We start from the raw sequence: 13,797 nt of genomic DNA on the forward strand, positions 1-13,797 counted from the left end.
AGAAGGCGAAGGTGGCGGCGATGGCAAAGGTTCCTACGGCGGCAGTGGCGGCGAGCGGACTCGTCGGCGGTTACGCGGTCGCGCGGTGGACCAAGAAGCGGCCGCTGGGCGGGGTCGCGCTCGCCGCAGCGGGCACGGTCGCCGCGTACCGGTGGAACCGGCAGGCCGGACCGCGTGCGGCCGTCGCACTGACCACGACGTACGTCGCCGCGTTCGCCGGATCGCACCCGCTGGCCAAGAAGCTCGGCGCCTGGCCCGCCGTCTTCACCGTGGCGGGCACCGTCGCCGCCGCGTCGTGGGCGGTCACCCGCCGCGCCGCCTGAGAAATTTTTTCACCAGGCCCGCAGCACACTGAACGCGGGCGCGCCGGCAGCCGTATTCAAGAGCACTCCCCACCGATGTACGCACCCGGACCCTCACCGGGGAACGGCGCTCAGGCGCCGAACGCCTGCGACACCGTGTAGATCAGCAGGCCCGCCAGGGCACCCACGACCGTGCCGTTGATCCGGATGAACTGCAGGTCACGGCCGATGTGCGCCTCGATCTTCTTCGACGTCTGGTCCGCGTCCCAGCTCGCGACCGTGTCACTGATCAGCGAGGTGATCTCCGCGCGGTACGTCGTCACGACATACACCGCCGCGTCCTCCAGCCAGCCCTCCAGCTTGGCCTGCATCCTCCCGTCCGTCGCCAGCCGCGCGCCGAACGTCAGCAGCGAGGCGCGCGCCCGCAGCCGCAGCTCGCTCTGCTCGTCGTCCGCCGCCGCGATGATCATCGTGCGCACCGACGCCCAGGCCGACGCGATGACGTCCTGGACCTCACCGCGCCCCAGGATCTCCGTCTTCAGCCGCTCCACCCGCGCCCGGGTGTCCGAGTCGGTCTGGAGGTCGGCCGCGAAGTCCGTCAGGAACGTGTCGATCGAGGCGCGCGCCGGATGCCCCGGCATGTCCCGCATCTCCGTCACGAAGCGCAGCAGCTCCTTGTAGACCCGCTCCCCCACCCGCTTGTCGACGAACCGCGGCGTCCACCCCGGCGCCCCGCCCTGCACCGCGTCCATCACGGAGTCGGCGTGCAGCACCAGCCAGTCGTGTGCCCGCAGACAGATCAGGTCCACGACCCGGCGGTGGCCGCCGTCGGCAACGATCTTCTCCAGCATCTTCCCGAGGCCGGGGCCGACCTCCGCCGCGTTCGCCCGCCGGGTGATCGCCTCACCCACCACGGCCTGCACGTCCGAGTCGCGCAGGACCGTCAGCGCGCCGCGCAGCGCGGTCGCCAGCTCGGCGGTGACCCGGTCGGCGTGGTCCGGCTCCGCCAGCCAGGCCCCGAGCCGGCCGCCGACGCCCAGCGCGTGGATCCGGCCGCGTACGACATCGCCCGAAAGGAAATTCTCCCCGACGAAGGAACCCAGAGAGGCCCCGAGCTGGTCCTTCTTGGTGGGGATGATGGCGGTGTGCGGGATCGGCAGGCCGAGCGGACGCTTGAACAGCGCCGTGACGGCGAACCAGTCGGCCAGCGCACCCACCATCCCCGCCTCGGCGGCCGCGGCGACGAAGCCCGGCCAGCCGCCCACACCCGCGTTCTTCGCCCAGGTGGCGAGGACGTACACGAGCGCGACGAGCAGAAGGAGGCCGGTGGCCGTGGTCTTCATACGGCGCACACCACGCCGCTTCTCCTCGTCCGCGGCCGTGTACGCGAAGGAGGCGAGAGGGGCGGGGCGTGCGGGAGCGGAGGCTGCGGTGCCGGAGCTCCTGTCCGCGCCACCCAGTGCCCGTGCGGGCTCGGCCGGACCGCCGCCCGGCTCGCCCGACCTGGTCCGTTCGATCCGTTCCATCCGCTCCACCCGTCCGCGTCCGCGTACGCATCGCCCCCGGTGCCCCGTACGCATTGTCCCTACCTGACGTACTCCCGGGCCGCATGTCGAGTTCCCGGCACCGTGCCCCATCATGAGACCACCCCCCATCACCACGAGGAGACACCCCGCCCATGCCCAGGCGCCAGGGAACCGCCCTGCTCATCGCCCTCGTGGCGGGTACCGCCGCGCTTGCCGCCCTCGTGGCGTACACCGGGTCCGCGCTGTTCTCCGGCTCCGGGTCGCAACAGGTCGGCGCGCAGCCTGCGACCCGTCCGCCCGCCGCGCCCGCCCACTCCACCGGCGTCTGGGTCGCCACCTGGGCCGCGGCGCCCGTGGCCGGGGTGGCGGACCCGTACCCCGGACACGACCTCGCCCGGCGCACCATCCGTAACATCGTCCACACCAGCATCGGCGGCGACGCGGCCCGCATCACCCTCTCCAACCTCTTCGGTACGCGTCCTCTCCTCGTCGACCAGGCCACGGTGGACACCCGGCCCGTCTCCTTCCGCGGCGCCCCCTCCGTCACCGTCGCCGCGGGCGGACAGGTCGTCAGCGACCCGGTCGTCGTCCCCGTCGAAGCCGACGCCGATCTCGAGGTCACCCTCCGCACGCCCACCGCCGAGGGACCCGTCACCGTCCACCCGAACAGCCACCAGACCTCGTACCTCGCGGACGAGCGCGGCACCTGGCAAACCCATGGGTGGCGCTACCTCACCGCGGTGGACGTCCGCAACGCCTCCTCCGCCGGAGCAGTCGTCGCCATCGGCGACTCGCTCACCGCGGGCAGCGGCTCCGCCCTCGACGCCAACGGCCGCTGGCCCGACGTCCTCGCCGACCGGCTGCGCGGACGCTACGCGATCGTCAACCAGGGCATCGCAGGCAACCGCATCCTGCGCGACGGCCAGGGCCGCGGTCAGCGGGCGCTCGCCCGCTTCGACCGCGATGTGCTGGGCGTCGCCGACGTGAAGACCGTCATCATCGCCCTCGGCATCAACGACGTGCAGCAGTTCCCGCAGGAGCGGGACCCGCAGCACATCGTGGACGGACTGACGGCCATGACGGAACGCGCCCACGCCCGCGGGCTGCGGGTCGTCGGGGCAACCCTGATGCCGTACGAGGGGTACCCCAGCTGGACACCCGCACGGGACGCCGTCCGGATGCGGGTCAACGAGCTGATCCGCGCGGGCGGCGTCTTCGACGAGGTCGTCGACTTCGACCGGGCGGCACGCGACCCGTACCGCCCCGGCCGGCTCCGCCCGGCGTACGACTGCGGCGACCATCTGCATCTCAACGACGCCGGATATCTGCAGCTGGGCCGGCAGGTGGACCTGCGGAGCCTGGACCAGGAGGCTCCGGCGTCCGGCCGGCTCTGACGGAAGGCCGCGGTGGGCGGCGCGTCCACCGCGTCCTCACGCGCCGGACGGGCTCATTCGTCCCCGGTGCCCTTCTTCAGCTGCCGGGCCCGCTCCTTGTCCGCCTTCGTCCGCTTGCGCTCCACACCGACCCCGCCCATCAACGCGAACCCGGTGATCCGCACCCGCGGCGAGCCCGGCGAGGGGACGCCCTCGCCCGTCGCCCGGTCCCCGAAGCCCCCCAGGATGCCGATGCCGCTGACCTCGACATTCAGCTCCGGCGGGACCGTCACGCGCATCCCACCCATGATCGTGAAGCAGCGGATGACGACCTCGCGGTCCTCGAAACGGGCCTCGCGCAGATCGATCTCGCCGCCGCCCCACATCGTGAACGCGGTGAACGTCCGGCCCACCGTCCACCTGCCCTTGCGCCCGAACCCACCCCAGACGGCGAACGCACCCTTCGACGTGGCGGGACCGCCGATACGTTCCGCCCAGTCGACGCCCGCCGAACCCGCGCGTGCGGGCGCCCCGCCCGCAGGCACCGGCGCCACCGCACCGCCCGGTGCCGGAAGATCGTGGACCAGTGGCTCCAACTCCCCATGCGTGCGCGCCTTGTAGGCCGCGTCGAGCCGCTGCTCGAACTCCTCCATCTGCAGGCGTCCCTCGGCCACCGCCTCGCGCAGGACCTCGGCGATACGTTCACGCTCGGCATCGGAAGCACGCATATCCGGAAGTTCGCTCGTCATACCGCACAGCCTATTGAACGCGCCCGCTCACGTCACCGATCCACCGCGCCTCGGACCCGGCGCACCTCGGATCCACCGCGCCCCGTCTCCCCTGCGCCTGGGATCCACCGCGCCTCCGATCCACCGCTCCTGGGATCTACCGCGCCTGGGATCCGCCACGCCTGGGATCTACCGCGCCTCGGCCGACGCGTACATCTTCGCGATCACGGCCTCGATGTCCGGCTCCCGCACCGAGAGATCCACCAGCGGATACTCCGCGGCGATCCGTGCCACCAGCGGAGCCGCCGAACCCGACGCCGGAAACGCCAGCCACTGCCTCGGCCCCTCCACCTTCACCGTACGCACCGAAGGCTCCGACTCCAGCCGGATCGGCGGGAGTTCACGCTCCAGATCCACGACCAGCGTGCGCTCGCTCTCACCGATCTCATGCAGCCCGGCGAGCGCACCGTCGTACATCAGGCGGCCGTGATCGATCACCATCACCCGTCGGCAGAGCTGCTCGATGTCCGTCAGGTCGTGGGTGGTGAGCAGCACCGTCGTGCCCCGATCGGCATTCAAGTCCCTCAGGAATTCACGGACCTTGGCCTTGGAGACCACATCCAAGCCGATCGTCGGCTCGTCCAGATACAGCACCTCCGGGTCGTGCAGCAGAGCCGCCGCGATGTCTCCGCGCATCCGCTGCCCGAGCGAGAGCTGCCGCACCGGCACGTCCAACAGCTCGCCCAGTTCCAGAAGTTCGACACAACGGTCCAGGTTCTCCCGGAACCTGGCGTCGGGGACCCGGTACATCCGGTGCACCAGCCGGTACGAGTCGCGCAGCGGCAGGTCCCACCAGAGTGTGGTGCGCTGGCCGAAGACCACACCGATCCGGTGCGCCAGCCTCGTACGCTCCCTGGAAGGATCGATGCCGGCGACCCGCAGCCGCCCGCCGCTCGGGGTGAGGATGCCCGTCAGCATCTTGATGGTGGTCGACTTGCCCGCGCCGTTCGGGCCGATGTAGCCGACCATCTCGCCGCGCTCCACCCGGAAGCCGATCCCGTCGACCGCGCGGACCTCGCGCCGCTCGCTGCGCAGGAAACCCGTCCTGCGGCGCACGTCGAAGACCTTCTCGACACCGTCGAGCTCAATGAAACCCGTACCCGTATCCATGCCCCGTCCTCGCTCCGCTCGTCCTCAGACCGGCCGGTCTCAGTTTCCCGTGCTCCGGTACGAGCGCAGCCCCGCCCGCCACGCCGCCCCCGCGAGCACCCAGCACACCCCCGCCACCACCGGCGGCAGGAACGCCACCCACTCCGGCAGCCCCAGCGGGTACTCCCGGCCCAGCACAAACAGCGCGGGCAGCCAGTTCACAAAGGCCAGCGGCACCACGAACGTCACCCCGCGCACCAGGTCCTTCGCGAAGACCGTCGGCGGGTACTGCAGCAGCGTGTTCCCGCCGTACGTGAAGGAGTTCTGCACCTCCGCCGCGTCCTGCGCGAAGAACTGGAACGCCGCCCCGCCCACGAACACCGCGCCGAAGATCGCCGCCCCGCTCAGCAGCATCAGCGGGATCATCACCACCTTCAGCGGCGTCCACGCGATGTCCAGCGCCGCCAGCCCGTAACCGAGCACCAGCAGCCCCTGCGTGATCCGCCCCAGCCTGCGCAGCGCGAACCGGTCCGCCGCCACCTGGGCCAGCACCGGAACCGGGCGCACCAGCAGCGTGTCCAGCGTGCCGTCCCGGACCCGGCGACCCAGCCGGTCCATCGACCCCAGCACCAGATCGGCCAGCCCGAACGCGGTGCCCGAAGCCCCGTACAGCAGGGCGATCTCCGGCAGCGTGTAGCCGCCCAACTCGTCGACGTGCGCGAACATCAGCAGGATCGCGACGAAGTCGAAGCCCGTCGCCGCGAAGTTCCCGAACGCCGTCATGGCGAACGAGGCACGGTACGCCATCGTCGAACGCAGCCACATCGCGACAATCAGCCCGTACGCGCGGACCCCTTCGACCAGCCTCGACCGCTCGACGAACACCGCATCGGGCACCTCGACGGCCCGCGAGACCTCGGTGACCTCAGCCACCCTGAACCACCACCCTCCGCGTCGCCACCGACTGCACCAGCCGCCCCGCCAGCAACAACGCCAACGCCCAGCCGCCCTGGAAGGCGAACGCCTCCACCAGCCCCCACCCCGCGTGCTTCCCGAGGAACACATCGGCCGGTACCTGGAGCAGCGCCGACCACGGCAACGCTCGCGCCACCTCGCCCAGCACCCCCGGGAACAGCGTCAGCGGAAGCAGCAGACCCGAGAAGAACAGCCCCGCCAGGAACGCGATCTGCGCCGCACCCGCCCCGTCCATCAGCCAGAACGCGGAGAGCGCCACCAGATAGCGCAGAGCGAAACCGACCACGACACCGAGCGCCACCGAGACCAGGAACGCCAACCAGACCCCCGGCGAGCCGGGCAGAGACAGCGGGAACGCCAGCGCCCCCAGCACCATCGGCACGACACCGCGCGCCAGCAACTGGAACGCAGCCCGCCCCGCATCGCCGGCCAGCCACCACAGTTGAAGATCGACCGGCCGGTAGAGGTCGACCGCCACATCACCGGTGCGGATCCGCTCGACCAACTCGTCCTCGAATCCGCCGCCCATCATCGCGGAGGTCGCCAGCAGCGCCTGCCCCAGCCACACATATGTGAGCGCCTGGGACATGTCGTAGCCGCCGAGCTGCGGACGCTCGTCCCACAGCGCCGTATAGGTGTACGCCAGGATGAAACCGAAGACGGTGTTGGTGAACACCCCCGCCGCCGTCGCGATCCGGTAGGTGGCATGGCGCCGGAACCCGCCCACCGCAACCACCGCGTACAACCGCATCCCCATCACCCCCGCACTCGTTCGCACTCGTGCGCCCAACCGCGTTGGACACCAAAGCGCACGACCCTAGTGCAGCGGGAACAGCCACCGCGACCGCTTTTCGGCGGCCGATCCGGGAGCGATCGCAGGTCGGTCCGGGGTCGATCCGGGGCTTATTCCACAGAAAAGGGCACTATGGGGAAACCGACCGCGGCCGAGGAGTCTCCACCGATATGAGCGACGAGCCACTGCAGCAGAGCGGGGGGCCCGACCACGGGAACCGGGCCCCGAGGGACCCCTCTGCCGGCACCGGCGCCCCCGCGGGCCCAGCCGCCCCCGGCGGGAGGAAAAAGGGGAGCAAGAACCGCCCCGGGCGCACCGGCCGGCGCCGGGCCGTCCCCACCTGGCGCATGACGCTCGCCACGCTCCTCGTCATCGCCCTGGTCCTGATCGGCGGATTCATCGCCGGATACCAGCTCGTCGGCATCCCGCCCGCCAACCCCACCGCCACCGCGCAGTCCAACGTCTACCTCTACAAGGACGGCAGCATCATCGCCCGCGACGGCGAGATCAACCGGCAGAACATCCAGCTCGCCCAGGTCCCCCTCACCGTCCAGCACGCCGTCCTCGCCGCCGAGGACCGGAACTTCCACTCCGAACGCGCCGTCGACATCAAGGCCATGGTCCGCGCCGGCTGGAACACCCTCACCGGCAAAGGCACACAGGGCGGCTCCACCATCACCCAGCAGTTCGTGAAGAACTACTACCTCGGCCAGGAACAGACCGTCATGCGCAAGGCCAAGGAGTTCTTCATCGCGATCAAGCTCAACCGCGAAGTGAGCAAGAACCAGATCTTCGAGGGCTACCTCAACACCAGCTACTTCGGCCGCAACGCCTACGGCATCCAGGCCGCGGCGCAGGCGTACTACGGCAAGGACATCGGCGACATCACCACCGCCGAAGGCGCGTACCTCGCCTCCCTGCTCAACGCCCCCAGCGCGTACGACGTCGTCGTCCACCCCGAGAACAAGGCCGCGGCCGTCGCCCGCTGGAACTACGTACTCGACGGCATGGTCAAGGAGAACTGGCTCAGCGCATCCGAGCGCGCCACCATGCGGTTCCCCGTGCCCGGCAAGGTGAAGGCCTCCACCGGACTCTCCGGACAGCGCGGCTACATCGTCCAGGCCGTCAAGGACTACCTCACCACCCACAAGGTCATCGACGAGAACACACTCGCCACCGGCGGTTACCGGATCACCACCACACTGGAGAAGAAGAAGCAGAACGCCCTGGTCAAAGCCGTCAACGACAACGTGATGTCGATGACGAGCAACGAACGCCCGGCCGACCGCAACGTCCGCGTCGGCGGCGCCTCCATCGACCCCGCGAACGGCCGGGTCGTCGCCATGTACGGAGGCATCGACTACACCAAGCAGTACGTCAACAACGCCACCCGCCGCGACTACCAGGTCGGCTCCACCTTCAAACCGTTCGTCTTCACCTCCGCCGTCGCCAACCGGTCCACCACCCGGTACGGCCGGCGCATCACCCCCAACACCCTCTACGACGGCACCAACAGACGCATGGTGCGGGGCCCGAACGGCCCCACCGGATACGCCCCCGCCAACGAGGACGACATCAGCTACGGACCCATCACCGTCCGAGCCGCCACCGACAAATCCGTCAACGCCGTCTACGCACAGATGGCCGAGGACGTCGGCCCCGGCACCGTCGAAGACACCGCCATCGCCCTCGGCATCCCCGAGAACACCCCCGACCTGACCGCCTCGCCGTCCATCGCACTCGGCACATCCACCGCCAGCGTGCTCGACATGACCGGGGCGTACGCGACGCTCGCCAACCACGGCAGACACGGCACCTACACCCTCGTCGACAAGATCAGCAAGAATGCCGAGGAGCTCGCACTCCCCGGCAGGAGCACCACACAGGCCGTGAGCCGCGAAGCCGCCGACACCACCACCTCGATCCTGCAGAGCGTCGTCGAAAACGGATCGGGAACCGCCGCCCAGGGCGCCGGCCGCCCCGCCGCCGGCAAGACCGGCACCGCCGAGGAGGACAAAGCCGCCTGGTTCGCCGGCTACACCCCGAACCTCGCGACCGTCATCGCCGTCATGGGCCAGGACCCCGACACCGGCGTACAGAAACCGCTGTACGGAGCACTCGGCCTGTCCCGCGTCAACGGCGCCGGCGCCCCCGCCCAGACCTGGGCCCAGTACACCGGCGCCGCACTCAGCGGCACCGCCGTCGAAGAATTCGACCTCGAACTCGAAAGCGGCGCCGAGGAACCCGCCCTGCCCACCGACGAAGGCACCGGCCCCACCGACACCGGTACCCCGTCCGAGACACCGTCCGGCCAACCGCCGAGCAGTCCGCCCAGCACCCCGCCCACCAGCCCCGCCACCAGCGAACCCGCCACCTCGGCACCGCCCGCCGACGGCAGCACGGACACCTTCGGCGACGACAACGGCGGCATCGACGAGCTCTTCCCCCAGGGCGCCGCCGGCGCCCCCCCGACCCAAACCGAGTGACCTAGACCGACCGGCAATTGGGGGGTGGGCGAAGGAGCGGGGCTGGGGTGCGTGCATCGCAAGGCGGAGGATTGAGCCATGGCGGAGCCATGGTGATTGACGACAACGCCGCGAGGTGCGTGCCCCAGCCCCGTGACGCCGCCCCCCAATTGCCGGCCGGTCTTACGGAACTCAGTGCCCCGACGTCGCCTTCAGCCCCACCACAGCCACCAGCAACAGAGACACGAAGAAGATCCGGGCGGCGGTCACCGGCTCGTCCAGCACCACCATGCCGAGCACCGCCGCCCCCGCCGCACCGATACCGACCCACACGCCGTACGCCGTACCGATCGGCAACGTCTTCGCCGCCTGCGACAACAGCACCATGCTGGCCACGATCCCGAACCCGGTGCCCACACTCGGCCACAACCGGGTGAACCCATCCGTGTACTTCATCCCGATCGACCAGCCCACTTCCAGCAGACCGGCAACAACAAGCAGAACCCACGCCACGACGGCACCTCCGACACCACAGACACACGGACATCACGGGTGCGTCGTCTTTGCGAAAACCCGGTACGGCGCGTCTCGTCGGGGTCCCACCACCCTAGCAAAAACATGCAAAGGGCCTGGTGACACCGGTCACCAGGCCTTACGCCACACGTCTCACAGGCGGCAGAGCTACAGATACAACCCGGTCGAATCCACCGAACCCTCGAACCGGTCCGCCGCCACCGCGTGCAGATCCCGCTCCCGCATCAGCACATACGCCACACCGCGCACCTCGACCTCAGCACGGTCCTCGGGGTCGTACAGCACCCGGTCGCCCAGCTCCACCGTCCGCACATTCTGGCCGATCGCAACCACCACGGCCCAGGCCAGCCGGCGCCCCACGGCAGCCGTCGCCGGAATCAGAATGCCGCCGCCCGAACGCCGCTCACCCTCAGGCGTATCGGACCGGACCAGCACGCGGTCATGCAGCATGCGAATGGGCAGCTTGTCGTCGGTGTTCTCGCTCACGACCTGAAACCTACCTGTCCACAGCCGTCCCGCACGCCCCCGGGGTCAGCCTTCTCAACGCTTCCCGCGCCGCACCGACACCACCAGCAGCCCCACCACACCGGCCGCCAGCAACGCCGCCGGAACCACCCGCTCCAGACGCGGCGCGCCATCCTCCGTCACAAACTGCGCCTTCACGTCCGACACCGTCCGGTTCACCGCGACGAACGCCCGCCCGGCCGTCCGGTCCACGGCCTCGGCAGCCTTGGCCTTCGCATCACCGATGATCGTCTTCGGGTGCACCCGCACCCCGATCTCATCGAGCACCACCGCAAGCTGCTCACGCCTGCTGATGATGTCCGCCTCGATCTGCGCAGGGGTCCTGGCATCCGACACTGCGCCGCCTCCGTGGTCCTCGTCCGGTACACCTTCATCGACAGTCTGTCAGCTCGGCCGCCCACACACCCGGCGGCACCCCTATTACGCTCGGTCCCGTACAGCCCACACGCCCCTGAGGAGAACCATGAGCGAGCGACTCCAGCCCGGCGACACCGCCCCCGCCTTCACCCTCCCCGACGCCGACGGCAACGACATCTCGCTCGCCGACCACAAGGGACGCAAGGTCATCGTCTACTTCTACCCGGCCGCCCTCACTCCCGGCTGCACCAAGCAGGCCTGCGACTTCACCGACAACCTGGAGCTCCTGACCGGCGCCGGATACGACGTCATCGGCATCTCCCCCGACAAGCCCGAGAAGCTCGCCAAATTCCGCGAGAAGGAGAACCTCAAGGTCACGCTCGTCGGCGACCCCTCCAAGGAAACCCTCGAGGCATACGGCGCCTACGGCGAGAAGAACTCCTACGGCAAAACGGTGACGGGCGTCATCCGCTCCACCGTCGTCGTCGACGAAGAGGGCAAGGTCGAGCGCGCCCTCTACAACGTCAGGGCCACCGGCCACGTCGCCAAAATCATCAAGGACCTCGGCATCTGACCGACGCCACGCCCCTGTGACGGGCGTCGCATTTTCACTCCCCATCGGTTTGCGACCGCCATGACCGCGCAGAGGCCCTTCCTGGAACACCCCACCAAGGAAAGGACCCGGCCATGGCGGCCTCCGACCTTCAGCAGGTGGCCGACCCCGAAGCGGCCAAACGCCACCCCACCCTCTTCCGCGCCATACGGAAACGGGTGACTGGAGCGACGACCGCGTCGAGAACCTGCGGCTGCTCTGTCCGAACTGCCACGCCATCACTGACACCTGGTGCCGAGGGGGCAGCCGCCGCAGCACGCGTTGACGAACCCTCTCTCGCGCACGGTGGCCGGGCCGATACCATGATTGACGGCTGGCGGCCGTGTCGGAATGGCAGACGAGCGGCGCTTAGAACGCCGTGGGAGAAATCCCGTGTGGGTTCGAATCCCACCGGCCGCACACAGGAGTGGGCCGCCTCGACAGGGCGGCCCACTGCCTTAGGTCACCCCACCAGCTCCCGCACCACCGGCACCAGCGCCCGGAACGCCTTCCCCCGGTGGCTGATCGCGTTCTTCTCCGCCGGGGTCAGTTCCGCGCAGGTCCGGGTCATGCCCTCCGGCTGCAGGATCGGGTCGTAGCCGAAGCCGTTCGTGCCGGACGGGGTGTGGCGGAGGGTGCCCAGGAGGCGGCCCTCGACCACGCGTTCCGTGCCGTCCGGGAGGGCGAGGGCCGCCGCGCAGGCGAAGTGGGCGGCGCGGTGGGCGTCGTCGATGTCGGAGAGCTGGGCCAGCAGCAGGTCCAGGTTGGCGCGGTCGTTGCCGTGGGTGCCGGCCCAGCGGGCCGAGAAGATGCCGGGGGCGCCGCCGAGTACGTCGACGCAGAGGCCGGAGTCGTCGGCGATCGCGGGGTGACCGGTGGCCTGGGCCAGGGCGTGTGCCTTGAGGAGGGCGTTCTCGGCGAAGGTGACGCCGGTCTCCTTGATGTCGGGGATCTCGGGGTACGCGTCCGCGCCGACGAGTTCGTGGGTGAGCCCTGCGTCGGCGAGGATCGCGTGGAGTTCGGTGATTTTCCCGGCGTTGCGGGTGGCGAGGATCAGGCGGGTCATGTGCCGATTATCGCGGGGTGCCGGGTGGGCTCCGCTAGGAGGTGCAGACGTTGCCGATCTCCTTGGCGGCGTCGGTGACCGGGGTGATGTCCGGGGTGGCGTCGCCCTGGTCGATGGCGTCGCGGACGTTCTTGACGCCGGTCCGGAGGTCGTCGACGGCCTTGGAGAGGTCGGCGTTGTCCGTCTTGTCGCCGAGGTTGCCGAGTTCCTTGTCTATCTCGTCGAGGGCCTCGGATGCCTGGGTGGGGTCGTTCGAGGCGTTGGAGACGGCCTGCTGGAGGTTGTCGACGCTGGTGGCTATGGCGTCGGCGGTACGGACGCAGTCGAGGGCCTTGTCGACGGCGCCGCAGCCGGCCGCGGCGGTGAGGGTGAGAGCGGTCAGGGTCAGCGCGACGGTGATGCGGCGGTGGCGGGTGGCCTTGGCCATGGTGCGGTTCCTCCCCGGGTGCGGATACGCGGACGGACGCACGGTTCGACCCGTGCGTCCGTACTCGTATCGACGCTCTGTGGTGCGTACTTGGTTGCTTCTTTACTCGCCGAGCGTGCGCGCGAGGGCCGCCTGCTGGATGGCGCGAAGGTCGACGCAGCCGCTGGTGGCGAGGTCGAGGAGCGCGTTCAGTTCCTTGCGGTCGAAGGGCTCGGCCTCGGCGGTGCCCTGGACCTCGACGAAGCGGCCGTCGCCGGTGCAGACGACGTTCATGTCGGTCTCGGCGCGGACGTCCTCCTCGTAGCAGAGGTCGAGGAGCGGCGTGCCGTCGACGATGCCGACGCTGACGGCGGAGACGGTGCCGGTCAGCGGCTTGCGGCCGTGCTTGATGAGCTTCTTGCCCTGGGCCCAGGCGATGGCGTCGGCGAGGGCGACGTACGCACCGGTGATGGCGGCGGTGCGGGTGCCTCCGTCGGCCTGGAGGACGTCGCAGTCGAGGACGACGGTGTTCTCGCCGAGCGCCTTGTAGTCGATCACGGCGCGCAGGGACCGGCCGATGAGGCGGCTGATCTCATGGGTGCGGCCGCCGATCCTGCCGCGTACGGCTTCGCGGTCGCCGCGGGTGTTGGTGGAGCGGGGCAGCATGGAGTATTCGGCGGTGACCCAGCCTTCGCCGCTGCCCTTGCGCCAGCGCGGAACGCCTTCGGTGAAGGAGGCGGTGCAGAAGACCTTGGTGTCGCCGAAGGAGATGAGGACTGAGCCTTCGGCGTGCTTGCTCCATCCGCGTTCGATGGTGATGGGGCGGAGCTCTTCGGGGGTGCGGCCGTCGATACGAGACATGGCGTCGAGCCTATCGGCTGGGCCGTGGGCGCCGGTCGGGGTGTGCCGGGGGCCGGGTGGGGGTGCGGCGGGGGTGGTGGGCGTGTCCCGCAGGCCCCGTTCCGGGTGGGATGCTGTTGTCCAACAGCATCCGGGTGGGATCGGG

Annotated in this window: 15 protein-coding genes, 1 tRNA gene, 1 pseudogene and 1 riboswitch; of the genes and pseudogenes, 6 read left to right on the forward strand and 11 right to left on the reverse strand. The window is 70.0% G+C overall.

What is annotated here, in order from left to right; genetic code table 11:
- The first annotated feature begins 20 nt into the window (after positions 1-20).
- Positions 21-323 (forward strand): hypothetical protein, encoded by a 303-nt coding sequence (locus AB0I23_RS06110; protein ID WP_359107270.1) that lies wholly within the window; start codon positions 21-23, stop codon positions 321-323.
- A gap of 110 nt (positions 324-433) precedes the next feature.
- Here the strand turns inward: AB0I23_RS06110 and AB0I23_RS06115 are convergent, their stop codons facing one another.
- On the reverse strand, positions 434-1,828 hold the full coding sequence (locus AB0I23_RS06115) for a DUF445 domain-containing protein (RefSeq protein WP_359107272.1): 1,395 nt from the start codon (positions 1,826-1,828) through the stop codon (positions 434-436).
- 152 nt (positions 1,829-1,980) lie between these two features.
- Between AB0I23_RS06115 and AB0I23_RS06120 the strand changes: the two genes are divergently transcribed.
- A complete protein-coding gene (locus AB0I23_RS06120; protein WP_359107274.1) occupies positions 1,981-3,222 on the forward strand; it encodes an SGNH/GDSL hydrolase family protein in 1,242 nt (413 codons plus the stop codon).
- Between the two features lie 53 nt (positions 3,223-3,275).
- On the opposite strand, the gene AB0I23_RS06125 is transcribed toward AB0I23_RS06120, so the two are convergent.
- The 4 genes from AB0I23_RS06125 to AB0I23_RS06140 form a co-directional block, all read right to left on the reverse strand.
- Complete coding sequence (locus tag AB0I23_RS06125; protein ID WP_359107495.1) at positions 3,276-3,929, reverse strand: DUF1707 SHOCT-like domain-containing protein; 654 nt, start codon at positions 3,927-3,929, stop codon at positions 3,276-3,278.
- Between the two features lie 189 nt (positions 3,930-4,118).
- Positions 4,119-5,099, reverse strand: coding sequence for an ABC transporter ATP-binding protein (locus AB0I23_RS06130; protein WP_359107276.1), 981 nt, complete (start codon positions 5,097-5,099; stop codon positions 4,119-4,121).
- 39 nt (positions 5,100-5,138) lie between these two features.
- Complete coding sequence (locus AB0I23_RS06135; RefSeq protein ID WP_359107278.1) at positions 5,139-6,011, reverse strand: ABC transporter permease; 873 nt, start codon at positions 6,009-6,011, stop codon at positions 5,139-5,141.
- Complete coding sequence (locus AB0I23_RS06140) at positions 6,004-6,804, reverse strand: ABC transporter permease (RefSeq protein ID WP_359107279.1); 801 nt, start codon at positions 6,802-6,804, stop codon at positions 6,004-6,006. Before AB0I23_RS06140 ends, AB0I23_RS06135 begins: the two co-directional genes overlap by 8 nt.
- A 212-nt stretch (positions 6,805-7,016) precedes the next feature.
- Here AB0I23_RS06140 and AB0I23_RS06145 point away from each other — a divergent pair, with 212 nt between their 5' ends.
- On the forward strand, positions 7,017-9,332 hold the full coding sequence (locus AB0I23_RS06145; RefSeq protein WP_359107281.1) for a transglycosylase domain-containing protein: 2,316 nt from the start codon (positions 7,017-7,019) through the stop codon (positions 9,330-9,332).
- Positions 9,333-9,503: 171 nt separating this feature from the next.
- Here AB0I23_RS06145 and AB0I23_RS06150 read toward each other — a convergent pair whose 3' ends face one another.
- From AB0I23_RS06150 to AB0I23_RS06160, 3 genes are all read right to left on the reverse strand, one after another.
- The gene (locus AB0I23_RS06150; RefSeq protein ID WP_359107283.1) at positions 9,504-9,824 is read right to left on the reverse strand and encodes a DMT family transporter; all 321 of its coding nucleotides are present in this window, start codon (positions 9,822-9,824) and stop codon (positions 9,504-9,506) included.
- A gap of 38 nt (positions 9,825-9,862) precedes the next feature.
- A riboswitch (guanidine-III (ykkC-III) riboswitch) is annotated at positions 9,863-9,929 on the reverse strand.
- A 63-nt stretch (positions 9,930-9,992) separates the two neighbouring features.
- Positions 9,993-10,331: a GroES family chaperonin gene (locus AB0I23_RS06155; RefSeq protein ID WP_359107285.1), complete on the reverse strand. Its 339-nt coding sequence runs from the start codon at positions 10,329-10,331 to the stop codon at positions 9,993-9,995.
- A gap of 54 nt (positions 10,332-10,385) precedes the next feature.
- Positions 10,386-10,706: a DUF3618 domain-containing protein gene (locus AB0I23_RS06160; protein ID WP_359107286.1), complete on the reverse strand. Its 321-nt coding sequence runs from the start codon at positions 10,704-10,706 to the stop codon at positions 10,386-10,388.
- A 127-nt stretch (positions 10,707-10,833) separates the two neighbouring features.
- Between AB0I23_RS06160 and bcp the strand changes: the two genes are divergently transcribed.
- The 3 genes and pseudogenes from bcp to AB0I23_RS06175 all read left to right on the forward strand — a co-directional run bounded on the left by bcp (position 10,834) and on the right by AB0I23_RS06175 (position 11,739).
- Positions 10,834-11,301: a thioredoxin-dependent thiol peroxidase gene (gene bcp, locus AB0I23_RS06165; RefSeq protein WP_359107288.1), complete on the forward strand. Its 468-nt coding sequence runs from the start codon at positions 10,834-10,836 to the stop codon at positions 11,299-11,301.
- A gap of 196 nt (positions 11,302-11,497) precedes the next feature.
- Positions 11,498-11,605 (forward strand): annotated as a pseudogene (locus AB0I23_RS06170) (HNH endonuclease); the annotation flags it as partial.
- A 51-nt stretch (positions 11,606-11,656) separates the two neighbouring features.
- Positions 11,657-11,739 (forward strand) — tRNA-Leu (locus AB0I23_RS06175).
- A 43-nt stretch (positions 11,740-11,782) separates the two neighbouring features.
- Here the strand turns inward: AB0I23_RS06175 and rdgB are convergent.
- From rdgB to rph, 3 genes are all read right to left on the reverse strand, one after another.
- Complete coding sequence (gene rdgB, locus AB0I23_RS06180) at positions 11,783-12,385, reverse strand: RdgB/HAM1 family non-canonical purine NTP pyrophosphatase (RefSeq protein ID WP_359107290.1); 603 nt, start codon at positions 12,383-12,385, stop codon at positions 11,783-11,785.
- Positions 12,386-12,419: 34 nt separating this feature from the next.
- Positions 12,420-12,812 carry a hypothetical protein gene (locus tag AB0I23_RS06185; RefSeq protein WP_359107291.1) on the reverse strand — a complete coding sequence of 131 codons (393 nt, stop codon included), beginning with the start codon at positions 12,810-12,812 and terminating at the stop codon, positions 12,420-12,422.
- Positions 12,813-12,914: 102 nt separating this feature from the next.
- Positions 12,915-13,652: a ribonuclease PH gene (gene rph / locus AB0I23_RS06190; RefSeq protein WP_359107293.1), complete on the reverse strand. Its 738-nt coding sequence runs from the start codon at positions 13,650-13,652 to the stop codon at positions 12,915-12,917.
- Between the last annotated feature and the right edge of the window lie 145 nt (positions 13,653-13,797).

It is taken from the genome of Streptomyces atratus (genome assembly GCF_040655115.1).
Taxonomy (GTDB): domain Bacteria; phylum Actinomycetota; class Actinomycetes; order Streptomycetales; family Streptomycetaceae; genus Streptomyces; species Streptomyces atratus_D.